Below are 23,924 nucleotides of genomic sequence, written 5' to 3'. Positions count from 1 at the left end.
CTGCTTAGCATTTATCGCAAGAAGAACCGTTTTGGTTGCAATCTGTCATGCGACCTTGTTTATCGAATGAGAAGCTACAACATTCCTCAAACAGCTTTTTCAATTCTACCCGTCCTTTTTGAACACGTGATTTGAGAGTCGAGTAGCTGATGCCTTGCTGTTCTGCGAGCTTCTTTTGGCTCATACCTTCAAGCTCAATAGAAGAGAGCAGTTGCGATTGCTCTTCTGGTAGCGCCTGCACAAACGGTGCAATGCACTTTGACAACTCTTGTTTAAGACTCGCTGCTTGTTCTTCAAACCACAGATCTTCAGCGATGAGGTCATTATCACGCTGGTTTCGTGCACGTTTGCGGTAGAAATCGATGATGGCGTTATTAGCGATTTGGAATAGCCATGACTTGATGCTCGATACATCACGAATATCCCCAAGATTCTGATAAGTCTTAAGCAAGATCTCTTGTTTGAGGTCGTCTACATCATCTTCATTACTGACTTTAGAGCGCAAGAAGGCGTGAATAGCGTGTTCGTATTCGCTCCAAATCGATTCAAGGTTAGCAGTTTTCATTGATACAACACTCGTCACGCAGGAAGCCAATAACCGTATCTAAACATTCATACTCAGCAACACAATACAAAGTACGACCTTCACGACGCTGACTGATTAATCCAGCTGAGGCAAGGCTCGAGATGTGATGAGAAAGAGTAGAAGCTGGAATGCCAAGTTTATCTTGTACGCCACCAACTGCGATACCTTCATAGCCCGCTTTAACCACCTCTTTATAGATACATAGACGGGTAGGGTGTCCTAGCTCTTTGAGCGCTTTTGCTACAGCTTCGAGTTCCATACTGACCTCTTGGAATGACTGACGATAAATACATTTCGATGATAGTGAAAGTGTAGATGAATAGCAAACAAGAAAATTTCAATATCTAATTTATTGATTAGTAAGGGTTAAATTTATATTTCGATATTTATCGAAATATAGTGGTTGACGCATCGATTTTTAATTCTATAATTCGAGAAAAATAGAAATGAAGAATTCAGCTTCATTAGGAAATTTACAGTTACTGATGTGACATCAGTAGGAGATAAAATATGAATCCAGAAATCATGACAATGGTCAAAGAAGCGCTTGATATGTTTGCGTTTCTTGCAACCGAACTAATCATTCTATTCCTAGCAATTAGCTATATCGTGGGTGTGTTGCAAGACTTTCTAACACCAGAAAAAATTCAGTCTATCCTGAGCTCTAAAAAGGGTAAGGGCTACTTTATTGCAGCGTTGCTAGGCTCGATTACGCCTTTCTGTTCATGTTCAACGATTCCTTTCTTAAAAGGATTGTTGCGTGCAAGGGCGGGTTTTGGACCAATGATGGTGTTCCTATTTGCAAGTCCACTGCTTAACCCAGTGATCATTGGCTTGTTTGTGGTGACCTTTGGTTGGAAAGTGGCAGTATTCTACTTTGCTATTGCGATGACAGTATCAGTAGTAGCAGGTTATGTACTTGAAAAACTTGGGTTTGAGCGCTACGTAAAACCAGAAGCATACGAAGCAGTAAGTTCTTCTTCATGCGGTACTTCTTGCGGTGACTCAAGCAAGAAAAAAGAAGAAGCGAAACCAGCATCTAGCTGTGGTACCAGCGCTTGTGGTGAACCAGCTCCAGTTGTGGCGAAAACATCTTGTTGTGGTGATGCGCCAAAAGCTGAACCTAAAGTGGAAGTATCTTGCTGTTCATCAGACGGTACTGCAACAGCGACGATTGTCGAAGAGAAGCAACCAAGCCGTTGGGTTCGTATTTGGCACTCAACTTGGAAAGACTTTAAACAAGTGTTCCCTTACCTAATGATGGGTATTGCGATTGGTTCATTCATCTATGGTTTCATCCCAACGGATCTGATTGCAGAATACGCAGGTGAAGCGAAGTGGTACGCGATTCCGGTAGCAGCAATCATTGGTATTCCATTGTACATCCGTGCAGAGGCAGTGATTCCACTAAGTGCGGCGTTAGTACAAAAAGGTATGGCATTGGGCTCAGTTATGGCATTGATCATTGGTAGCGCTGGCGCAAGTCTTACAGAAGTGATTTTGTTGAAATCTATCTTTAAGAACCAAATGATTGCAGCTTTCCTATTTGTCATCCTAAGTATGGCAATGGGCGCGGGTTACTTATACAGCTTTATCTTTGCTTAATAAAAGTTAGACGGGATAAGCACGATTACTTAAAAACAAAAATCCCCAAGTCATTCAGACTTGGGGATTTTTTATGTTTACCGGATGCGCCTGTCAGGGATAAGGAAACAAAAAGAGCCCATTTAAATACAGCGAAATGGGCTCTTTGTTTTCGGAAGAATGTTCATAGTCGAGGCTTAATTACTATAAGACAATGACTACGGGTTCTTCTGATTCTGCGATTGGCTCTCGCGTAGGATGTGAATATTCCGAGTTTTGAGTAAAGTCATCAGGACTGTTGCCATTTAAAGCGGCACACTCTTCGTCGGTAAGCCATCCAATAAACTCCGAATCTTGATCGAAGCACACTTCTTTGGGCGTAAACGCCGCAGACTGAAATGATAAAAGCATCAAAAGTGACGCAAAAAAGAGTTTTGACATGATTAAATATTCAACCAATTGTTTATTAATAGACGGATAATTATAATTATTGTGATGTTCGTTCACGTTTTTCCGGCTGAAATGATATTGATTGGTTATTTTATTGTCAATGTAACTGAATAAATATTTGCGATAACTATCAATAACTTTTATCGTTCGCCAAGTACTTCGAACTCGTCATAGGTCAGACGAGAAAGACCGTCAGCTTGGATCTCCCATAGTTCTTTATGCACCACACCAAACGCTTTGTTCATCGTCCAATCGGACGTCAGAATGTAACCTTGTTCGCTATCTTGTTCCCATTTCGTGTTGGTGTAGTCCACGCTGTTAAAACCTTGGTCCATGATGTTTTGCCAGAATGCTTGAATTGCTTCACGACCTTCAAATGTACCGAAAGGTTTGGCAACCATGATTGCATCTTCGGCGTATTGTGCTGCGCATCCTGCAGCGTCCTGATTATTAAAAGCGATTTGCCATGCTGAAATGCCTGCTTGAGCGTGTTCTAAAACTGATTGAGTCATCCTGAAATTCCTGTGTTTGGTGTTTGTTTATGTGGCAATCATAGAGGTAGAATTGAATTAGAAAAACAAACGAATAAGAACGGAATGTTCTGATAAATAGAACAATGAGGAAAAGTGATGAATAAGCTGCGTTTGATGTCTCTATTCGTTCATATTGTAGAGTGTGGGTCGATCTCCAAAGCCGCAGAGAAGTTAGAACTTTCTAAATCTGTACTGAGCTCTGCACTCAAACAACTTGAGGGGGAGTTGGATACGTGTTTACTTAAACGCACGACCAGAAAGCAAACGTTGACACACTCTGGTGAGCGCTTTTATCAGCAGTGCGCGAAAATGACGAAGCAAGCTGAAGAGGCGTGGCTAGAAGCAGCAGAGTTGAAGCAAACCCCAGTGGGAGTGATCACCGTGACGGCTCCCAACGCATTAATGCGCTCGATCGTATTACCTGCCTTAACGGCTGCTTTTGCCGATTATCCCGATGTGCATTTAAATTTGATCAGTGATGATAAACATGTCGATATCATTCAGCAGAATATTGACCTTGCGATCCGAGTTGGAGCGTCTGGTGATTCAAATATTAAACAGCGGAAAGTTGGGCAGTTTTGTGACGTATTGTGCCGCGCGAGAGGGGAGCAATCTGACATTGAAGATGCTTCTTATATCGCTCAACATTGGCAGGTCGAACCCATTGTTCATACGTTCTGTTTGGAGAAACAAGACCACCAAGTTCAATACCCAGTGAAGCATCGAGCGAACAGCGTGTTTGATGTGGTGAGTCTTTTAGAGATGGGATTGGGCTTTGGGGTTGTTCCTGATTTTATTCTGGACTCGAATCCACTCCTTGAACCAGTACCTAATGCACAAGCCTCAAAAGTGAATCCAATTTACGTATTACATCCTTATCATGCTCATGTGCCGATGTCTGTGACATTAGCGATTCAAGCAATTGAAGAACGTATTGAGCAAGTGATTACATGCAGAAGCTAAGAGTTTGACTCCATCAAAATTGAGAATGTAAGGAGCATTAATCCGCTGCATTTTTATTCGGGATCAATCTTCATCATTATTTCACCCCACGTTCAAAATCCCTCGTCTACACTGTTTGATGAGTTGTCAGTTGGCAGACCAAGGAGGCAGCCATGATTGCAGTTCATCGAGAGTATTGTTTATCGAATAGCCCAGATTTACACGCCCATGTTGAAGTCAATCCCGTCGGCAAATTGGAAGTCGAAATTGTCGAACTTCAAGAGCACCATACCACCGAGTTTGATGATCTTTCTTTTGAAAGCAGCGGTGCTCAAACTCGTATTTGTGGTAAAGAAGATACGGTCCCATGGCAGTTTAATCTTGCTAAGACCGATGCGTTAGAGCTTTCCCATTTAGTGGATGAAGCGAATGAAGAGTACGAGATCTTAATGAGTGATCTTATGTAACGCGGTTGTTTTTGGGGCAATAAAAAACCTCCCAGTGGGAGGTTTTCGCGTTTATTGAGCGTCTTCTTTTGGAAGGTGAAGTTCTTGAACATTTTCTTCGTTGAAGTCGTCCGCGTACCCTTTTGGTGGTGGTGTCCAACCACGTTCGGAACGCGAAAGTTTATCGTGACGATCCTTCTGCATTTCCTCAGCCATTTTTTCTTCTAGATGAATAAATAACTGACGGAAGTTATTGTCGTAACGTTCGCCTTCCGAATCATCTGCCCACGCTTCATAAAGCATGTCGGACTTACGATCTTCTACTCGTTTGTAAGTCGCTTTTTGTTGCTCAACGAAGAACGGATGAATCCCTAAAGACTTCATCACATGACCGCCCATTTCTAAAGCGGAGTGGTATGTTTCGGATTCAATGATGTCAGCACCCGCCTGTCGAAGCAGATAACCGTGACCACGGTCGAAAGCGCGCGCGATCACTTTCACTTTCGGATAGGTGTGCTTAACGTATTTGACCAATTCAACACTCGCTTCTTGGTTATCTATGGCAACCACAAGTGCTGCTGCGTGCTCAATGCCTGCCGTGTGCAACATATCTGGGCGCATAGCATCACCAAAGTAAGCGCGTGTGCCGATTTGGCGCATGTTATCTACTTGGCTTGCTTGGTGGTCTAATACGACCGTTTGAACGCCGTTAGAAACCAACAAGCGATTGATGATCTGACCAAAACGACCGATGCCCGCAATGATGACTGTGCCTTGTTCTTCAATGGTGTCACTTTCACGCTCATTCGATTCACTCTCGAAGCGAGGAAGAATAACCTTGTCGAATAAGATAAATAAGCCGGGTGTTAGGAACATAGAGATCGCAACGACTAATGCCAGTGTTTGCGAAAGTTCGAACGGAATGACGTGGTTTTGAACTGAGAAGCTCAGCAATACGAAGCCAAATTCACCCGCTTGCGCCAAGCTCAAGGTAAATAACCAACGGTTGCTCCCTTTGATACGGAAGATAAAAGCAAGGATAAAGAGAATCGCCGCTTTCAGGACCATTACGCCAAGCGTCAAGCCGATGATCAAACCAAAGTCGCTGAACAGCACAGAGAAGTCGATGCCAGCACCGACGGTAATGAAAAACAGACCAAGCAAGAGCCCTTTGAATGGCTCAATGTTTGATTCTAACTCGTGGCGGAATTCACTGTTCGCCAATACTACGCCTGCTAGGAAAGTACCTAGAGCAGGGGAGAGACCGACTAAGCTCATTAACGCAGCGATACCGATCACTAGCATCAATGCTGTAGCAGTAAAGATTTCACGTAATCCCGAGCTTGCTACGTAGCGGAACAGTGGACGACTTAAGAAATGCCCACCAACGACTACGATAGCGATGGAAGCCGTAATGACCATGCCGTACGCCCAGCCAGGAAGTCCAGCAACTAAGCTGAGCTCTTCGTGATGCTCCGCCGCAGATTGCGCTGCAGACTGTGCCTGCTCCACAAGTTCAGGGAGTGCCAATAGTGGAATGAACGCCAACATTGGAATAACGGCAATATCTTGGAAAAGCAGTACCGAGAATGCGTTTTGACCCCCTTCGGTTTTGGTTAACCCTTTTTCGCTAAAGGTTTGCAAAACAATCGCCGTGGATGAAAGCGCAAAAATCAGACCGATCGCTAATGCAATCGTCCATGGCTGACCAAAGTAAAGCGCAATCGCCATGATCAGTGCTGCTGTACCACCAACTTGGAGTCCACCTAAGCCCATTAAGCGATTACGCATCGCCCAGAGCATTTTGGGTTCAAGCTCCAAACCAACGAGGAACAGCATCATCACTACGCCAAATTCAGCAAAGTGTTGAATTGTCGTTGTTTCTTCACCAACTAAACCAATGATTGGACCAATAACCACACCGGCGATGAGATACCCAAGCACCGAGCCTAAGCCTAAACGTTTTGCTAAAGGAACGGCTATGACGGCGGCAATAAGGTAAACAAAGGCTTGTAAGAATATCCCTGTCATGACGCTTCCTTAATTAGTTGTGGTAGTGCGCTGTTAAGCTTGATAAGCGAAGCGGCGGCTTCAATGTCTAGCGTGTCGCTAACTAACGCATTGAGCAGTGTTTTGTAGCGTTCAACATGCTGATCGACTCGGTTTTCTTCTTGTGCAGTACGAGAACCAAATAGCGCGAGTGGTGCGATGTAATTCATCCCCGTGAGTGCTGACATTTGCTCGATTGGAGCAAGCAGCTCTCGAATGGTGAAATGGTTATAACCTTCAGCTTTGTACGCTTCCTCTTTACCGCCAGCAGATAACACGCAAAGTAGGGTTTTGCCATGAAGCTCTGTGCCTTCAGAGCCATAAGCAAAGCCATATTCCAACACGAGATCTTGCCACTCTTTTAAAATGGCTGGTGTGGAGTACCAGTACAATGGGAATTGAAAGATCACCACATCGTGGTCACGCAATCGCTGCTGTTCGCGGTCAATGTTGATATTGAAGTGCGGGTATTCTGCGTAGAGATCGACACAGGTCACGCCTTCAACGGTATTAGCTGCTTTAAAAAGAGGAGCATTCACTTCAGAGCGATGCTGGGAAGGATGCGCAAAGAGAATGAGGACTTTTTTATTTATCATGAGGATCCTTGCTAAGCGTCTAAACTATTTTTGCTATAAGAATGAAAGACTTTTAATTGCTGTAACAAACTGTAACTCATAAACCTTATCCTATCTACTTTAGGGATAGAACATCGAAAAGTTTAAAATCACTTTCAACGAAATGAAGATAATCTTAATTCGCGAAAGTGATACTTTTTCTATATGCAGTAGAGCGATTACACGAAGATTTTTCCCTGCATGCAAAGCACACCATCGCCCGAGACTTTTACCTGCTCTGCTTTAACCTCACAATGAAGAATGCCTCCGCGTGTGGAAGCTTGATACGCTACGAGAGAGGTTTTTCCTAGTTCTTCTGCCCACAAAGGTGCCAAGCCGGCATGAATTGATCCAGTTACTGGATCTTCATCACCGCCGTTAGCTGGCCAAAAGTAGCGTGAAACGAAATCATGCTCTTCTCCTTTTGCTGTGACGACAACATCATAAGGAGCAAGTGTTTTAAGCTGTTCGGATTGATATTGAACCTCGAGTATTTCGTCTTGGTTTTCGAGCACTACAAAGTACGCTTGTGGGCTCAATAACACGCGCTCTACTTTGCAGCTTAAGCCTTCAATCAGTGCTTGTGGAATATCGGAAATAGGTTGAGGGATTCGTAAAGGGAAGGTCATTTCGATCTTACCCAATGCGTTTTTTTCTACGCTGAGTGTTCCCACTTCTAACGTATGAAACTCGATTTTTTCCTGTACGCCTAATTTCTCAAACAACACCAGTGAAGCGGCGAGAGTGGCGTGACCGCAGAAATCGATTTCTGTCATTGGCGAGAACCAGCGAATCTCATATTGGTTTTCACCGACAGACTTGAGAAAAGCAGTTTCAGACAGGTTATTTTCAGTAGCAATGCTCTGCATGAGGTCTGGGGTTAACCATTCTTTTAATGGGACGACTGCAGCAGAGTTACCTTTAAACTGAGTGTCAGTAAATGCGTCGACGATATAAATATCTAATTCCATCCGTTCTTCCTTGTTCATTGGTAATGAGCTAACCAGATCAGTCTGTACTCGGTGTCGAGAAGCATTTAAGTGGCTATTTAACTTAAAGTGTCAAAAAATGGCTTAAACTGATTTAGTGTGATACTTATTGAAAGGTTGCTATCTCTATTCGGGAATACACTAATTCCGAACTTAAGAAATAGGAACATTATCATGAAAGCAATGACTAAATCTGTATTGGCACTCAGTTTGCTTACCATTGGTTCGGCTCAAGCGTTTGAGCTGTCGAGTAAAGATATTCAAGAAGGTCACCCAATGGCGAAGACTTTTGAATACAACAGTTGGGGATGTGATGGTGGAAACCATTCACCACAATTGATGTGGAAAGATGCACCGGCTGGTACAAAGAGCTTTGCTATCACGGCGTACGACCCAGATGCTCCAACAGGTAGTGGCTTTTGGCATTGGATTGCATTCAATATCCCGGCGTCAGTAAGTGAGTTACCTCGTGATGTTAATATTGCTAAATTGGGTGGTAAAGAATCTCGCATCGATTATGGAACGGTTGGTTTCGGTGGCGCATGTCCTCCAGAAGCTGACGGCATGCACCGTTACCAATTTACGGTTTGGGCACTGCCAACAGATAAACTGAATTTAGATGAAAATACACCAGCAGCTGTGGTTGGTTTCACACTGAATAGCATGGCGTTAGACAAAGCTAAGCTGACGGCGACTTACACCCGCTAAAGTGCAGCAGAAATTAGGGCGAGGGGAATCGATGAGCCACCAATATCAAGTCACGTTGTTTCGTGCAGAGCAGTTACAAAAACTGCGTAATGTGAGGATTCATTCCCCTAGTATTGTGCAGATCATCACGGGCAGTAAGCGTTTATTTTGGAAAGAGTCGGCACTGGATCTCTCTCATTCTGAATTACTGTTGTGTGAAGCCTCTGCATCGCTGAGCTTTGAGAACTTGCCACAGAAAGGAAAGTTCCTTTCGCGTATGTTCAGTTTCCACTGTTTGCCAACAGAGACCATGCTTGAACTTAGTATGAGCATTGGTGGAGAAGGCGAACAACCGACACTGTTGGCGGATAAAGCATTGGAAGATACGTTAAACGCCCTGTTTTCATTTGACCAGCAGTCGATGAGTCAAGAAACCCAGACCTTCTGGGTGATGGGGTTGTATCAACAACTCGCGGAACGAGGTGTTTTGCACCACTTGTTTGCCAGCGCTAATACCACATTCAGTCAAAAATTAAGCCGTTACTTATCACATTCACCTGGTGAAGAGCACTCACTAGAAGGGGTCGCTGAGCGCTTTGCAATGAGCCGAGCAACCATGATCAGAAAGCTCAAGCAAGAGGGAACGCAATACCGAGAAGTTCTCGCAGAAGTACGCTTAAATCATGCTCTGTATTTAATGCAAAACGGTCACTACAACGTTGCCATGTTGGCACAATTGTGTGGTTACCAATCCGAAGGACGCTTTAGCCAACGCTTCAAAGGGAAGTTTGGACTTACTCCAAGCGATTACATCAAAACGGTTGTTGTGAACTAAATCCGACGACAACATTCAGGTCACTTGAACCCTTGTTGCGGTGGGAGCGGGGTTAAATCGGTTGTAGCGAGTTCTGTTAAGAGTTGCTGAAGTAACTGTGCTGCGTGAACGTTCGCCCTGACTTTATCGGTGTCATTCAGCTTGCTGCTGTTTTCTTCATTCAAGTATTTAATCGTTTCTTGGGAAAGCTTGAGAACAGCATGCCACTTCAGTTTTTTATATTCTAAATTCATACCCAAACTCCTTTTGAATCTTCAATTTAGAACATTGTTTAACCCTCAAGTTAGCATATTAGAATTTGTTGAGCGCGTTATGCCTATTAACACAAACAAAAAACGCCTTTCACATTTATGAAAGGCGTTTTTGAGCGATGATTACGAGTTGTTATTTATAGTATTTCTGCTTCATTTTAAGCGCAACGTTCACCAGAGCAATCAATACGGGTACCTCGATAAGCGGACCAATTACACCTGCAAACGCTTGATCTGAGTTCAGACCGAATACTGCAATGGAAACTGCAATAGCAAGTTCGAAGTTGTTACCCGTTGCGGTGAAGGCAATTGATGCGTTCTTGTCGTAATCGATACCCATTTTCTTACCAACGAAGAAACTCACGAAGAACATCAATACGAAGTAGATTGCGAGCGGAATGGCCACTCGGAATACGTCCATTGGCAGTTCTAGAATCATTTCGCCTTTCAAGCTGAACATCAGCACGATCGTCGCCAGAAGGGCAATCAAAGTAATTGGTGAAATGCGCGGAATAAATACCTCGTTGTACCATTGTTCACCTTTTGCTGCGACCAGCCATTTACGGCTTAGGAAGCCTGCTAAAAATGGAATACCAAGGTAAATTAGCACGCTTTCAGCGATGTCCATCATTGAGATATCAACCACGAAACCTTCGTAACCAAAGACAGGTGGCAAGACAGTAATGAATAGCCATGCCATCACACTGTAAGTCACGATTTGGAATGCACTGTTCAACGCAACCAAAGCTGCACCGTATTCTTTGTTACCACCGCCAATGTCGTTCCACACCAATACCATCGCGATACAGCGAGCAAGACCGATAAGAATAATGCCGACCATGTACCCCGGATGATCACCTAGGAAAGTCAATGCAAGGATGAACATCAAAATAGGGCCGACAATCCAGTTCATGACCAAGGACAGCGTGATGGCTTTTTTGTCTTTAGTCACCGTGCCTAGTAGGTTGTAGTTCACTTTTGCGAGTGGTGGGTACATCATCAAAATCAAACCAATCGCTAACGGTACGTTTGTACTGCCAACAGACATTGACTCGTTCCACTCTGCAATTTGAGGGAATGCAGCGCCAATACCTACACCGATTGCCATTGCCACAAAAATCCAAACCGTTAGGTAACGGTCCAAGAAGCTCATTTTGTCGCTGGCACTATTTAAAACTTGAGTAGTCATAGTGTTCTCTTATTCGTTCATCGTCGAAAGGCGATAGTTAAAGGTATAGTTTATCTTTGTGCGCCGTACCAGCACACAAAGACAATTAGTTAAATAGTTTGGAAAAATCTAGATTGAATTGATCAAACGCGTCGCGCTGAATGCGGTAGCAAACCTTAGGAGGGTTTGGCTCTGCACTGATAAAGCCAGCCTGCTTAAGAATGCGTAAATGCTCTGAAACGGTAGATTGTGCAAGACCAAGCTCAGAGACCAAATCACTGTTTAGGCAACCGCCCATGGTATCAAGCGTATGCAGAATATGAAGGATGCGCAAACGAGCGGGATGTGACAGCGCCTTAGCTTGAGCCGCTAACGCTTGTTCCTTCTCAAGTTGCTGCTGTGTGGTCTCAAAAGCTACGCCGCAAGTTGTGTTGCATTTATCACTCATTGACAAGCCTTAATAGTTAATCGTCGAATTGCGATAAAGTGTACGCCTGCTCTATGTAAGATGCAACAATTCAATGGAAATTTAATCGGGAAATCACGATAAAGAAAAAGTTTAAGAAATATTTCCTTCAAAAACAGAGTTATATGAAAAATCTTAGTAGGTTACTAAAAGTTAACTAATTGCATTGTGGCTCTAGGTTACCATAATAAACCACATGAGGCGCACCACGGTTATCGCGTCATCTTGTGAACTTATTTAAAGGTAATCCCATGAGCAATGTACTGATCATCAATGCACACGAGCCATCTCCATACTCTGAAGGTCGTCTAAACGCTTCTCTTGTCGACAAAGCACAGACGCTTCTACAAGCAAAAGACCATGAGGTTCGCGTTGTGACAATGCAAGATGAAATCAACGTAGAGGAGCAACTCGCGCACTTTGAATGGGCTGATCGAGTGATCATCCAAAGCCCAATAAACTGGATGTCTGTGCCTTGGTCATTCAAAAAATACATGGATGACGTGTTTACTGCTGGCATGGGGGGCGCGCTATGTGCTTTCGATGGACGTAGTGCAGAGGACCCAAAGAAAAACTACGGTACGGGTGGTACTCAAACAAACAGCAAATACATGCTGTCACTGACATTCAATGCACCAAAAGAATCGTTTGATGATGAGAACGAATACTTATTCCAAGGTAAAAGTGTGGACGATTTAATGCTTCATATGCACGCTAACTTCCGCTTCTTTGGTATGGGTGCACTACCGACTTTTGCTTGCTATGACGTAATGAAGAATGGCGACACTGAAAATGATTTTGCTCGTTTCGAAGCGCATATAAACGAAAACTTCTAATTATCCTAGAGTAATCGATGAATTAAGGTGGACTGCTGTATGCGGTCCATTTTTATTTGTTTGCGGCGAGGGAATGTTTTTATTACTCTAAAGCACGAAATGTAACTAACGTACTTTTCGTTACCTAGATTAGGTGCGTATCTTGAGGTGAATCGTGGAAAGTAGAATCAGTGTGGATAACAAAGGTCGCAAGTCTGTGGCGAATGTGTGCTCAGAGCCGTGTGCTATTGAAAAAGGGATGCGCTTAATTGGTGGCAAATGGAAAGGTTCTCTGATTTATCACTTGAAAGATGGTCCAGTTCGTTTCAATGATTTAGCACGAATGCTTGGCGGCGCCAGTAAGAAGATGATTGACCAACGTTTAAAAGAGTTGGAAGCCGAAGGCATGGTAGTACGCCAAGTTATCAGTGACCGCCCAATAGCAGTCAGTTACGAGCTGACCGAATTTGGGCGTACGGCACTTAAGATCCTTGATGATTTGCGAATTTGGTCTGAAACACACCAAATTGAGTTACGAAAGTAATAGCCGAATAGTGGTTTAGCACTACGAATTCACCGTTTAAGCCAATAAAAATGCCAGCGTATTGCTGGCATTTTTTATGTCTGATTGTTGTCTAGCGAGAGGTGTTTAGTAATCTAACGTACCTCGGATAGGGTAGTTATTATCTGGATTACGGATCCAAGCTAAACCACGTGATAACGCCCCAAGTTCTGGTCGAACAAACGGGTTGTTTGAGATATCGACGACATGCAAGTTGCCATGTTCATTCACCACAAACAAACCGGGTTCTGCGAAATTGTGGTCGGTCTCTTGTTCTGAACGCGGTATGGAAATGTACAGACCCAACGTTTTCATTTGCTCTTCGGTGAGTCCGTAAGCAATAGGGAAGCTGATTTCGAGTTTCTCTAGGTGTCCTTCTAGCTGCTCTTTTGAATCGCCTGAAACTGCAAGAATATCAACGCCCGCTTCCGCGAAAGCTTGTTTGTATCCCTCTAACTCGTTGAGGTATTTGGTACACAGAGGACAGTGCTTACCACGATAAACGAATACAGCTTGCCAAGTCGCATCACCTTGCGGCTGACCTAATGTCACGCTTGAACCATCTAGCAAAGTTGCTTGAAGAGAAGGGAAATTGTCGCCCGCTTTAAGTTTTACTGAAGTTGCCATATTGACTCCTGAATCGGTCATTATCCATGAACCTCCTTTCTCAATAGCAGCTATTGGGTTGGAGATTTAAGCTTCAATGTAGACCCTGTTTCGAAGCATTTCAACTAGTTAACTTTTAGTAACCTAGTCGGAAATGGCAAGAATAAAAGATGGGAAAAGAAAAAGCAGAACTTAAAGATACAACGAAGTGGGGGTGTGGTATCAGGAGCTAAGTTCTGCTTGGTGTTGTTCTTTCCGTTATGACCAATTAAACAATTCGATCATGTAAGTCAGAGCTAAAACTTCAAGTTTGTTTTCTGATTGCGCTACGCGCTTTTGGAAATAAGCTGCCATGGTAGGCAACGTTTCAGTCGATTGAGTTGTGCTTCTACATCGCATGACATTTCCTCCTTGTTGCTGATGGATTCAGTATGCAAAGAAAAGAGGAGCTGAAAAAGAGAGTAGATTTCTGGTGTTTATTCCTAATTAGGTGCGGGAAGTGCGCTAAATCACCAATTTTTATTATCAGGGGAGCAAAAAGAGGAACAAAGTGATGGGAAGTTTTCTTATTTTCTACGGATGAAGTTGAGTAAAATAAACTTATACCCACTTATTGAGGGCGCTCGGTGTCTGATCTCAACTTGTTTCGTTATTACCAACGGCTTACTCCACTTGGCATTGGTGGTGAAGTCAAAACCACATTGCAGGAAGTTGCTGACTTGCTGTTTACTTCTCCTCGCCATGCACGCAGCTTGCTGTCTCAAATGCAGGAGCAAGAATGGTTGAGTTGGCAACCAAAAGCAGGGCGAAATCAACGTTCGACGCTTCTGTTAAATATTGAGCTGAGCGCACTAAAGGAAGGTCTCGCATTGGAGCGGATCAAACGAGGGAAATATGAAAAAGCGCTAGCGATCCTTGATGAAGACGAGGCGGCATTTGGTCGACTACTCAAGACCACATCAGGTGCATCCGTTCAAGAAGGTCGACTCAATATTCAGCTCACTTATAAACGCATGTTTGAACGTATTGTCCCGCACCAATTGCACCGCAGCAGTGAACGCTTTTTCTTGCGCCAAATTTATTGCTGCTTGGTATCGAGTGACTACTACGGTGTGGTGAAGCCAGAGCTGGCACACCATTGGCGATATGATGAGAAAAGCTATGAGTGGACGTTTTATCTTCGTCCGGGGCTAACATTCCACAATGGCACACCGATAAATGCCGATACAGTCGTTAGTCTTTTTGCCAAACTCAGTTCACTCGAACTGTATGAAAAAGAACTTGCCCATGTGGCAAACATTACTGCGCCAAATCCTCTAAAAGTGGTCTTTACCCTTAGTAAGCCAGACTTGGGGTTTGCAGGGCTAATCTCTGGTGTGAAATATGGCATTCAACCCGTTAGCCAAGTCAACGTTGCCAACAACAACTTGGTCGTTGGTAGTGGTCCGTTCTCTGTGATTGAGCACAGTGCTCATCGGTTAAAGCTGCAGGCGTTCGATGGTTATTACGCATGTCGAGTACTGACTGATATGGTGACGATCTGGATCGTCAATGACGAGAAGATGGAAAACCCATCCTTAGCCGCAAATCCCCCTCAAAAGCAGGTGGAAAAAGTCAGAGATGAGCTTTCTGAGAGCATGTGTGGGCATTATATGTCGACCCAAGATGCAGAGTCTGCACCTGCAAGCCAACATAGTCGCACAGAGGATGGATGTTTGTTCGCTCTGTTTAATCAGCATGCTAGGCATCCGCTTTCTCAGAGTCAACGTCGCTATATTGCCGAGTTAATCCAACCGGAGCGACTTACGGAGGTCATGCGCAAAGAAAATATTGTGTTTGGAAGCGTGCCTGCTTACAACTTGCTACCGAACTGGAAGCCTGTATTACGTCCGTTTGGTGAAGAGAGCAAACTACCAAAAAACATCACCATTGCCGGCTATAACTATACGGCATTGCGTCGATGCGCGCGTGCAATCGCGAGTCGTTTAGAGGGAACGGGAAGTAAGGTTGATATCGTCATGTACACCTACCGAGAGTTAAGTGAAAAAGCTCGAAATGGTACCCTTGATGAGACGTTAGTGATCACCAATATCAACTTGGATGACAATCGCCACGCTTCGGCGTTTACTAACTTTTTCAGCAACGTCGTATTACATCACACCTTGGGAGAAGAGAATGCCGAATGGTTGAATGAGCAACTAGAGAATGTACGTGGCTATACGGCGTTAGAGGATTATCTCAAAGCGTTAGAGCCGATCGCCTCAACATTGGTCAGTGAGTATTGGATAGCGCCTATGTTCCATCATACGCAAACTTTACGCTTTCAAGGTGTTCTAGAAGACGTTGCCCTAACCAACTGGGGCTGGCCGGATATTCGCTCGGTGTGGTCGGCAGATTAAAGTAAAAAAATCCCACCAATGTGCTTCGCTCGACACTGGTGGGTATGGTCAAAAGTCTTGGTGATGGAGTGGACCATGAATATTAACGGTAACGGTCTGCTCGTCTTCGAAAAGCGTCATCGAAGTGGAGCGTGACAAGGTGGTTATTGCTGACCACTGACAAAATCAGCGCAAACCTAGGTTAGGAGCGTGCTTACTGGATAACAGAAAGCTGCTATCCAATAAGCTGTCAGTTCATTTTGCCAATCAGTTAAAGGCGCGAGCTAAGGTACCCTGACCTTGGCAAACGTATTTCACTGAGTTGCTGCAGACGAATACCGATTCACCCGCTTTCAAAGTGATGTGATCGTCTTGGCTAGAAACCGAGATTTCCCCTTCAATACAAAACAAAATCTCTGCGCTACGCACGAATTGAGTCGTTGCAGTACCTTCAACTGCCATCACTTCAAAACCGAAATCATCCACCGGAATTGGGTAACTAAGCTTGCCTTGTTTATGTACGGGCGCGAGCTTGATTTGTTCTGGGTCAATCGCGTTGAAGATGGTGTTGTCGATAAGCTCAGGAACGTCGATGTACTTCGGTGTTAAGCCAGCGCGCAGCACGTTGTCTGAGTTCGCCATGATCTCCAAACCTGTCCCTTGAACGTAGGCGTGTGGTGTTTCTGCATGGAGGAACATCGCTTCGCCCGGAGCCAGTTCAATCGTGTTCAACATCAATGGCGAAAACAGACCAATATCGTCCGCGTAATGCTGACGGAAGTCTTGAATATAGCCATAGGCTTCTCGTGCCATGGCGGTTTTCGCAGGGCGCTCTAGGCTCGCGTAAAGCTCATTCAAAGCCTGTTGTTTGCGCTCGCTCTCTAACGACATAATTGCTGAGAAGAACACTTTAAGGCCTTCACTGTTTGGTGTGGCTTTCAGTGCGTTGATTTCTGTCTCTAGAGCAGAGATGTTCGCTTGCTCAAACAGAGATAAGATCTGCTCAATTGGACGGAAGCCGTTCATCGCTTTGTAAAATGTCAGCGCGTAAACCAACTCCGGTTTATGGTTTGGATCTTTGTAGTTACGGTTTGCAGCATTAAGCGGGATACCTTGTTCGTTTTCACGAGCAAAGCCCATTTCTGCTTTGTGCTTACTAGGGTGTACTTGGATAGACAGCGGCGTTTCAGCGGCAAGCACTTTAAATAGGAATGGCAGTTCACCAAAACGTGCAGCGGTGTAATCACCCAGCGATTGCGTTTTGTTTTGGTTGATGACTTCTGACAGCAGTTGTTTGGTGTCAGCAAGCTTTGAACAGCCGTTTGGATGAGCTCCCATCCAGATTTCTGCTTGTGGCTCGTTCGCTGGATTGTCGATGCCGAATAAATCATGAATCGACGTGTGGCTACCCCAAGCGTAGTTTTGAATCACATTGTCCAGTTTGAATAGAGCATGTTGCATGGCGATATTCTCTTGATTGGAACGAAAGAAGAGGAGAGGCTTGCTCCACAATTAGAGCAAGCCTGAGTCGGTTTGGACGGGTTATCTAGTTGATGACCTTATCCTGATAACCGGATTAGAACTTCACTTGGAAAGACTTAACCTGACACGGTTTCAGCGTGCCGAACGATGCTGCGTCTACCTCATTTGGTAGCACTTTCTCGTCTAGCTGTGTTTCTTTCCATGACGTTACTTCTGAAGCAAACGTCACTGTGTCGTTAATCACTTCGCTCTCTGATGGGTTGTAGACGCGCAGGATGAGTGCATCCTCGTCTTCCGCCTTCTTCAGTACGCTCAGTACCGCGCCTTCAAGCGATTTGTTTAGCAAGCTGTGCGTTAGCGGTAGGTTTTGCTCGCCTACGTTCAGCTTCATCGCGTTGTAAGGGATCTTGTTGTAGCATTGGATTGGAGTCACGTTGTCACGCGCTGCCGCCATTATGTTTGCTTCGATGTGGTTGCCCGCGAAACCGAATAGTGCGAACTCACAAACGATCTTGCCGCGTACTTGTGAATCTGGCGTCGGGATCTTGATACCAGATGGACGACCCGGACGAAGCAACAACTCTTCTTTACCCAATACGCCGATACCACGCAGAAGGGTTAGGGCGAATGTGTCACGCTCTTCATTGCCTTGGCTTGAAATTACTTCAAACTCACGCAGACCGTTGCTCATCAGCGCCATACCACCTTGTGCGTTCTCAACCGCAGCAAAGTTCATTAGCTGGTAAACTGGCACTGGTGCTTCTTTCCAGCCGTCTGCTTCCCAGTTCGCCATTTCTGGATCGTTCGTTGGGCGAGTGATCAAACCGAACTGGTTGTCCGCTACTACGGTCTCAGACACAAACGGCGTTGGCACCAATACGCGAACGCGGTGGTCGTCAGCTTGGTTATCCAGCTCCATGCGAACTTCAATACGGCGTGTACCTTGTTTTAGAACCACTTGGCAGTTCACGTCTAGGTAACCGTTTTGACCTGTGCGCTCTTCACGTTGTTGTAGATCCTCAGGCAAGTTCATGCGCAGTTTGATGGTTGCCACAGATTGGAAACCTTCGTGCTTCACATTCACTTCCGCGTCGAATTCGTCTGAGTACAGTAGCCACTCTTTACGCGAAGGTGAGTAGTCGTATTCGTCGCCATCGTCAGAGCCGTCTTCAATGCGCAGCGCTTGTTCGAAAAGGTGCTCTGTCTCTTTGTCGAAAATGTTCAGAGTGCCGTTTGCGTTGACGTTGATGCGGTAGAATTCGTTCTCCAGCAGGAACTCTTTCTGCTCCGCCACTTTTTTTGTGCCTTTCTCATTCGCTTGAATGTGTAGGGTAGTGAAGCCCATCGCTGGCACAGTGTGCTTGATTTGAATATCGTATTCGATGAACGGGTCGTAGTTACCGTAGTGAACGATTTGACGGTCAATCTTACCTGGGTCGATTACGCGTTGATCTTGGATGAAGTACTCAACTGGCGTGCCGTTTTCATCAAACAGGTTGAACTGTTCTGCACGAATAGTGATGGTGGTGTTTACCACTTCTTCACGAGCGTATGGCGATAGGTTGAATAGTGCTAGCTTGTCGCAACCTTCGCGTGCAGGCATGTGGTCAACAATCTTACGTTTGTAGAAGTTGATCAGGTTGGTCGCCATGTCGTCCGCAAGGATGTAACGGTTCAAGATCTCTGCGTGTACTTTGTCTGAACAGCAGCAGCCAATCGAGTCGTGAGCGTGGTTCTTCATGCTCTCTTTCCACATCTTCTCGATTAGACCGTGGTGGTATTCAAAACCTAGTGTCCATGCGATAGACGCTAATGGCTCAAGAATGTTGACGATCTTGTTTTCTACTTCTGCGTGGATCAGTTTGATATCCATACGCGTTGAAGAAATAGTACGGTGAACACGCATGTATTTACCGTCGTTGAACTCGCCTTTGATGGTATCAAGCTGATCGCGCTCGGCCTCAATACGCTCGAACACTTCTTCAAAGCGGCTCATTTTGAATTCTTTGTCTGGGTAGATTTCACGTAGCTTATCCATCACCTCGAAGATGTCTTTTTGGATAGGCATTTGGTCATGACCGTTTGGTAGCAGGATGTCTTTGGTTACCGACGGTTTTTCTAGCACTGGGAAGTACTTATCTAGACGTGCGCGCAGACCTTCTTCGTCTTGCGGTAGGTATTTACCAATCGCGTAGCCCAGTGGCAGTACTTGCGCAGAGACTTCGCTGCCATCGTTTGATTGCCACAAGAATTCGGTTTTATCTGTACCGTGACGCTCTGAACAACCACGCCAGAACATCGCGCGATTGATGCCAAAACCGTTGTAGATAGCTGGTAGCTGAGAGCTCATAGAGAATGAATCTGGCAGGTAACCAATCTTCATTGGCTCACCTAGCGCTAGACAGTCACGCAATCCGTAAAGCATGTTACGTACGATAGATTCGCCAGATACTTGCATCGTATCCGTTTGAGAGTACCAAGGGCCAACAATCAGTTTGCCAGCTTGTACTAGCTCACGTACGCGCTCTTTATTTTCTGGCTTGATTGCGAAGTAATCTTCCAGAACTGCGGTTTGACCGTCTAGAACGTAGTATTTGTAGTCTGGATCGTTTTCCAGACGAGTCATGATTTCTTCCATGTTGTTCACTAGCAGAATGCGAGACTCTTCTGTAGTGAAGTACCATTCACGATCCCAGTGCATGTGAGGAGTAATATGAACGCGAGATGTAGTCATAACTTTTACCGTCTTAGGCAATAATTGCCGTTAATTTGTTTTAAATTTGATTGTTTTCTATTCGTTTTTACGGCGTTTATGCTTGCCGACGAATATTTAGGGCGCAGAAATCCCACGCCCAAAGTTTGTGTTGAGCGAATCTATATACCCAAGTGATTTCAAACTGCAGGATTCAGAGCGTTGTCATTGATTCGAGTTCAAGGAAAACAATGCAGTGTAATAGCTCTCTATTTCCAAATTGTTTGAAGCAGAAATCGGGTCAATGACACGCTCCCAAAGGGCGAGTTGCCTTGGCATGTATACTTTGTTGCCGATTTTTGATTTAGACCCACTAGACCTTCAAATCGCCGCCGCGTCTACAAACCAAGTCATTCTCGCTGAACCAAGCAGCTTGAAGTTACTTGGGTATAAATAATTCGAATTAATGTTGAGCAGCAGCCTCAGTGACAAATTTGCCCTTTTTTACTGCGTGTGCTCGCCACATGATGAGAGTGATGGTCGAGATAGTGGCACCAATCAGCGCAGCGCCAAACCAGATTGCCGCAGCAGTGAATGCGCCCAGACCTGCATCGTGTAGTAGGAAGATTGAGAAGATACCAGCCCCCGGAGTCGATAGACCTACGCCAGCAGCACCCACCATTGCGCCTGTTACGACAGAGCCAAGTAGGAACGAGCCAATAACGCGGATTGGGTCTTCGATAGCCATCGGAATTGCACCTTCAGTGATGCCCGCTAGACCAAGCAACCAAGTCGATTTACCCGTCTCGATTTCGAAGTCTTTGAACAGACGAGGTGCAAGCATGGTTGAAGCCGTTACTGTGAACGCAGAGACCATTTTCACCGAACCGAAGATAGCGTATGGGCCGTAAACGCCGTTCGCCATTGCACCCAAACAGAATGCGTAAGCGGCTTTGTTGACTGGACCACCAAGGTCGAACGATACGAATAAACCAATTACTGCGCCTAGAAGTAGGGCGTTGGTGCCAGACATGCCGTTTAGCCAGTCCGTCAAACCTTGGTTTAGCCAAGCAACAGGTTTACCGATAACGAACAGCATCAATGAACCAGCAACCAAAGTACCGATAACCGGGTATAGGTAGAAGGTAAGGAAGCCGTTGAACGCTGGGTTCAGACGTACGTTTTCTTTTACCCAGCGCATGACGTAACCAGCAATCAAACCACCGACAACACCGCCAAGGAAGCCTGAGCCGATAAGGTTCGCAGCGATACCTGCGGCAAAACCTGGACCAAGTGCTGGTTTATCTGCCAGTGAGTAAGCGGTGTATGCCGCCAGTACAGGAACCATCAATGTACCCAGTAGACCACCACCTAGCTTGCGGTACATCCACAGCCAAGATCCTTCTTCTGCATACAAATCTTGTAGGTTGAACATTTGAGCTAATAGCACGGCAACAGCAAGTACGGTACCGCCAGCAACGATAAGAGGAACGGCGTAAGAGATACCTGATAGCAGTGCTTGTTTTAGTTCAGTTTTAAGTGGTAGCTTCTTCGGTTTGTCGTTGGTCGCAACTGCAGCACCAGCGCTTCGACCTGCTTTACCTGCTTCAACCGCTTCGTTAAGAATGCGCTCAGAGTGTTTGATTGGCTCAGCAACTGGCACTTCTACACGAGGAATACCATCAAAACGCTCTAACTCTTTGATTGCCACTTCAGCCGCGAAAACGACCGCTGTTGCACTGTTGAGCTGTTCAGCAGTCAGACGATCTTCAATGCCGTTTGCGCCTTGCTTTTCAACATGCACGTTGTAACCCAGCTTCTTACCTGTCTTCTCTAGGTATTCTGCTGCCATGTAGGTGTGCGCAATACCCGCTGGGCAAGCGGTCACACAAACGATGGTTGGTGCATTTGTATCTAATTGGTCTTGTTTTTCTTCTTGCTCTGCTTGACCATCAAGCAAAGCGAAAATTTGTTCTACATTTGTAGCATTGAGTACCGCTTCACGAACATCGTCATCCACTAGCGTTGTGGTCAGTTCGGTCAACAAGTGCATGTGTGTTGAACCTGCTTCTGCATTTGGAATTGCGATTAGGAAGATCAGGTTTACGTCTTCGTCTTCATCCAGACCTTGCCACTTTAAGTCTTGTTTTAGTGTGGCTACGGCAAACGCCGCCTCTTTTACTGCATCTGTCTTACCGTGCGGTACTGCTAAGCCTTCGCCTAGCGCCGTCGGACCTTGCTCTTCGCGAGCAAACACTGCTTGTAGGTATTCTTCCTTGTTATGCAGTTTGCCTTCCTGGTTTAGCTGGTCGGCAAGTGCACGAATCGCTGCGTCACGACTTTCAAACGTCGTTTGTAGGTTTATCAGCGATGGGTTTGTAAGAGAGGTTAATTTCATAACTTTTGTCCCATTGTCACATTCGACATTGTTGTGCATTCAACAATGATGTGAATAATACCTTTTAAATACAAATGATCCGTGATCAGGATCGCAGTTGAATTAAAATATGTATTATTGTTGTATTGTTTTGGCTTGTTTTTGTATGCCGATATGCGAACAAGTGCTTGTCATGTTGACCTGAATTCGTATTATAGAGTCTATAAACCAAGTCTTTCTTGCAATGATAGTTCACTCTGGTGCGTTCGGTTCTTGAGTTGTCTCAAACAAGCTCACTTGAACGATCATTTGTATTGTTTTTATAGAGGTAAACATGGCAAGACTGCCAATGTATCGCCAGATTGCAGATGCGATTCGTGAAAAGATCAGCGATGGCGAATACGAAGTAGGAACCGCTCTTCCTACCGAAGCCCAGTTACGCGAGGAATTCTCTTGTAGCCGAGTCACGGTTCGCCAAGCGTTAAAATTGCTGATTGAAAATGGTGAACTGGAAAGCGTGCAGGGTAGCGGTACCTATGTGAAAGAGAACAAGGTTAACTACGATATTTACCAGCAGACCAGCTTTGCAGAAAAGTGGGCGCATTTAAATGCGGTGACGCACAGTGACGTGGTTGCGTTCGAGATCACCAAAGCTTCATTAACTATGGCTGAAGCTCTGAACATTAATGAGGACGACAAAATCTTTTACGTGAAGCGTGTTCGTTATCTTGATAACAACCCAATTACAGTAGAAGAAACCTGGCTACCAACAGAGATGTTCCCTGATCTCACCTACCAAGTGATGCAAGGCTCTAAGTATCACTTTATCGAGAAAGAGAAGGGCATGGTGATTGATCGCAGCGAACAAGAAATCATCCCGGTATTGCCGCCGCAAGACATTGCAGACTTGTTAGACATCGACCCAGCACAACCGATCATTGAGAAGCGCACACGTGGTTTCTTACAAGGTGATGTGGTGTTTGAATACAGCCGCAACTATTTTAAATCGACCGACTATAAGTTTACGCTGGTGGCGAAACGTCATAAGTCGTAAGTGCGATACAACTCACTTCTTCTCAAACCCGCCACTCGGCGGGTTTTCTGTATCTGCTATTCACTATCTACTTGCTATTCATTATTTGCTGAAACTAAGCAACGTTTCGATTTCTTTTCGCAAACAAGTGTGATGATTGTCCCTGTTCGAAACGTGTTGGCACCGAATCAGTGGAAAATGAAGTTTGAATTTAATCACGATAAATAGTGAGTCAAGAGTCGTAATGTGATCAAGTTATATTATTGGTAAATTTTAGAAATGTTTGGATTGGTGCGTGGGTTCAAACTATGCCTATTGACATGTTGCTTAAAGAAAATTTGTTGCTAATTTTCTTTGTCTATTTTTGAACTACGTTGAT

Annotated in this window: 24 protein-coding genes; 9 read left to right on the top strand and 15 right to left on the bottom strand. The window is 44.9% G+C overall.

The features are described from left to right. Window positions 1-4 precede the first annotated feature (4 nt). Entirely contained in the window at window positions 5-565 is a 561-nt protein-coding gene (gene sigZ, locus VHA02S_RS12250; protein ID WP_009703482.1) for an RNA polymerase sigma factor SigZ, read from the bottom strand. Continuing rightward, a complete protein-coding gene (locus VHA02S_RS12245) occupies window positions 552-845 on the bottom strand; it encodes an ArsR/SmtB family transcription factor (protein ID WP_005433559.1) in 294 nt (97 codons plus the stop codon). The genes sigZ and VHA02S_RS12245 overlap by 14 nt, the downstream gene beginning before the upstream one ends. Before the next feature lie 251 nt (window positions 846-1,096). Between VHA02S_RS12245 and VHA02S_RS12240 the strand changes: the two genes are divergently transcribed. Continuing rightward, on the top strand, window positions 1,097-2,191 hold the full coding sequence (locus VHA02S_RS12240) for a permease (RefSeq protein ID WP_038899175.1): 1,095 nt from the start codon (window positions 1,097-1,099) through the stop codon (window positions 2,189-2,191). 183 nt (window positions 2,192-2,374) lie between these two features. On the opposite strand, the gene VHA02S_RS12235 is transcribed toward VHA02S_RS12240, so the two are convergent. Continuing rightward, window positions 2,375-2,611, bottom strand: a complete 237-nt coding sequence (locus VHA02S_RS12235) for a hypothetical protein (RefSeq protein WP_005452502.1) — start codon at window positions 2,609-2,611, stop codon at window positions 2,375-2,377. Window positions 2,612-2,760: 149 nt separating this feature from the next. Beyond that, complete coding sequence (locus VHA02S_RS12230) at window positions 2,761-3,132, bottom strand: YybH family protein (protein ID WP_038899176.1); 372 nt, start codon at window positions 3,130-3,132, stop codon at window positions 2,761-2,763. A gap of 117 nt (window positions 3,133-3,249) precedes the next feature. Here VHA02S_RS12230 and VHA02S_RS12225 point away from each other — a divergent pair, with 117 nt between their 5' ends. Further along, entirely contained in the window at window positions 3,250-4,116 is an 867-nt protein-coding gene (locus VHA02S_RS12225) for a LysR family transcriptional regulator (RefSeq protein ID WP_038899177.1), read from the top strand. A 152-nt stretch (window positions 4,117-4,268) separates the two neighbouring features. Further along, the gene (locus VHA02S_RS12220; protein WP_005452495.1) at window positions 4,269-4,562 is read left to right on the top strand and encodes a hypothetical protein; all 294 of its coding nucleotides are present in this window, start codon (window positions 4,269-4,271) and stop codon (window positions 4,560-4,562) included. 51 nt (window positions 4,563-4,613) lie between these two features. Here VHA02S_RS12220 and VHA02S_RS12215 read toward each other — a convergent pair whose 3' ends face one another. From VHA02S_RS12215 to VHA02S_RS12205, 3 genes are all read right to left on the bottom strand, one after another. After that, a complete protein-coding gene (locus VHA02S_RS12215; protein WP_005452494.1) occupies window positions 4,614-6,572 on the bottom strand; it encodes a monovalent cation:proton antiporter-2 (CPA2) family protein in 1,959 nt (652 codons plus the stop codon). After that, window positions 6,569-7,186 carry an NAD(P)H-dependent oxidoreductase gene (locus tag VHA02S_RS12210; RefSeq protein WP_038899178.1) on the bottom strand — a complete coding sequence of 206 codons (618 nt, stop codon included), beginning with the start codon at window positions 7,184-7,186 and terminating at the stop codon, window positions 6,569-6,571. Before VHA02S_RS12210 ends, VHA02S_RS12215 begins: the two co-directional genes overlap by 4 nt. 197 nt (window positions 7,187-7,383) lie before the next feature. Next, window positions 7,384-8,175: a PhzF family phenazine biosynthesis protein gene (locus tag VHA02S_RS12205; protein WP_038899179.1), complete on the bottom strand. Its 792-nt coding sequence runs from the start codon at window positions 8,173-8,175 to the stop codon at window positions 7,384-7,386. A gap of 192 nt (window positions 8,176-8,367) precedes the next feature. On the opposite strand from VHA02S_RS12205, the gene VHA02S_RS12200 reads away from it, so the two are divergent. Together VHA02S_RS12200 and VHA02S_RS12195 are read left to right on the top strand one after the other, a co-directional pair. Next, window positions 8,368-8,901 (top strand): YbhB/YbcL family Raf kinase inhibitor-like protein, encoded by a 534-nt coding sequence (locus VHA02S_RS12200; protein ID WP_005452491.1) that lies wholly within the window; start codon window positions 8,368-8,370, stop codon window positions 8,899-8,901. A 31-nt stretch (window positions 8,902-8,932) separates the two neighbouring features. Further along, window positions 8,933-9,715 carry a helix-turn-helix transcriptional regulator gene (locus VHA02S_RS12195; protein ID WP_017190784.1) on the top strand — a complete coding sequence of 261 codons (783 nt, stop codon included), beginning with the start codon at window positions 8,933-8,935 and terminating at the stop codon, window positions 9,713-9,715. A gap of 20 nt (window positions 9,716-9,735) precedes the next feature. Here VHA02S_RS12195 and VHA02S_RS12190 read toward each other — a convergent pair whose 3' ends face one another. The 3 genes from VHA02S_RS12190 to VHA02S_RS12180 all read right to left on the bottom strand — a co-directional run bounded on the left by VHA02S_RS12190 (window position 9,736) and on the right by VHA02S_RS12180 (window position 11,582). Continuing rightward, on the bottom strand, window positions 9,736-9,948 hold the full coding sequence (locus VHA02S_RS12190; RefSeq protein ID WP_005452486.1) for a hypothetical protein: 213 nt from the start codon (window positions 9,946-9,948) through the stop codon (window positions 9,736-9,738). A gap of 151 nt (window positions 9,949-10,099) precedes the next feature. Beyond that, window positions 10,100-11,155 carry an ACR3 family arsenite efflux transporter gene (arsB, locus tag VHA02S_RS12185; RefSeq protein WP_017818618.1) on the bottom strand — a complete coding sequence of 352 codons (1,056 nt, stop codon included), beginning with the start codon at window positions 11,153-11,155 and terminating at the stop codon, window positions 10,100-10,102. Between the two features lie 85 nt (window positions 11,156-11,240). Then, window positions 11,241-11,582: an ArsR/SmtB family transcription factor gene (locus VHA02S_RS12180; protein WP_005452482.1), complete on the bottom strand. Its 342-nt coding sequence runs from the start codon at window positions 11,580-11,582 to the stop codon at window positions 11,241-11,243. 269 nt (window positions 11,583-11,851) lie between these two features. Between VHA02S_RS12180 and VHA02S_RS12175 the strand changes: the two genes are divergently transcribed. Together VHA02S_RS12175 and VHA02S_RS12170 are read left to right on the top strand one after the other, a co-directional pair. Further along, on the top strand, window positions 11,852-12,436 hold the full coding sequence (locus VHA02S_RS12175) for an NAD(P)H-dependent oxidoreductase (protein WP_038899180.1): 585 nt from the start codon (window positions 11,852-11,854) through the stop codon (window positions 12,434-12,436). 154 nt (window positions 12,437-12,590) lie between these two features. After that, window positions 12,591-12,959 carry a winged helix-turn-helix transcriptional regulator gene (locus VHA02S_RS12170; RefSeq protein ID WP_017190783.1) on the top strand — a complete coding sequence of 123 codons (369 nt, stop codon included), beginning with the start codon at window positions 12,591-12,593 and terminating at the stop codon, window positions 12,957-12,959. A 105-nt stretch (window positions 12,960-13,064) separates the two neighbouring features. Here the strand turns inward: VHA02S_RS12170 and VHA02S_RS12165 are convergent, their stop codons facing one another. Next, window positions 13,065-13,604, bottom strand: coding sequence for a redoxin domain-containing protein (locus VHA02S_RS12165; protein WP_009701413.1), 540 nt, complete (start codon window positions 13,602-13,604; stop codon window positions 13,065-13,067). A gap of 237 nt (window positions 13,605-13,841) precedes the next feature. After that, window positions 13,842-13,982, bottom strand: a complete 141-nt coding sequence (locus VHA02S_RS26170; RefSeq protein WP_009696400.1) for a hypothetical protein — start codon at window positions 13,980-13,982, stop codon at window positions 13,842-13,844. A gap of 227 nt (window positions 13,983-14,209) precedes the next feature. Between VHA02S_RS26170 and VHA02S_RS12160 the strand changes: the two genes are divergently transcribed. Continuing rightward, complete coding sequence (locus VHA02S_RS12160) at window positions 14,210-15,982, top strand: SgrR family transcriptional regulator (protein WP_038899181.1); 1,773 nt, start codon at window positions 14,210-14,212, stop codon at window positions 15,980-15,982. 246 nt (window positions 15,983-16,228) lie between these two features. Here VHA02S_RS12160 and manA read toward each other — a convergent pair whose 3' ends face one another. The 3 genes from manA to mngA all read right to left on the bottom strand — a co-directional run bounded on the left by manA (window position 16,229) and on the right by mngA (window position 22,533). Next, window positions 16,229-17,422, bottom strand: coding sequence for a mannose-6-phosphate isomerase, class I (gene manA, locus VHA02S_RS12155; RefSeq protein WP_038899182.1), 1,194 nt, complete (start codon window positions 17,420-17,422; stop codon window positions 16,229-16,231). 115 nt (window positions 17,423-17,537) lie between these two features. Continuing rightward, window positions 17,538-20,177 carry a mannosylglycerate hydrolase gene (gene mngB / locus VHA02S_RS12150; RefSeq protein ID WP_017818621.1) on the bottom strand — a complete coding sequence of 880 codons (2,640 nt, stop codon included), beginning with the start codon at window positions 20,175-20,177 and terminating at the stop codon, window positions 17,538-17,540. A gap of 421 nt (window positions 20,178-20,598) precedes the next feature. Continuing rightward, window positions 20,599-22,533, bottom strand: a complete 1,935-nt coding sequence (gene mngA, locus VHA02S_RS12145) for a PTS 2-O-a-mannosyl-D-glycerate transporter subunit IIABC (protein WP_038899200.1) — start codon at window positions 22,531-22,533, stop codon at window positions 20,599-20,601. A 313-nt stretch (window positions 22,534-22,846) separates the two neighbouring features. Here mngA and VHA02S_RS12140 point away from each other — a divergent pair, with 313 nt between their 5' ends. Continuing rightward, window positions 22,847-23,566, top strand: a complete 720-nt coding sequence (locus VHA02S_RS12140) for a GntR family transcriptional regulator (RefSeq protein ID WP_009702404.1) — start codon at window positions 22,847-22,849, stop codon at window positions 23,564-23,566. The last annotated feature ends 358 nt before the right edge of the window (window positions 23,567-23,924 follow it).

It is taken from the genome of Vibrio harveyi NBRC 15634 = ATCC 14126 = KCTC 12724, assembly GCF_001591145.1.
GTDB classification, from domain to species: Bacteria; Pseudomonadota; Gammaproteobacteria; order Enterobacterales; family Vibrionaceae; genus Vibrio; species Vibrio harveyi.
This window is presented reverse-complemented; position numbering and strand designations above follow the sequence as displayed.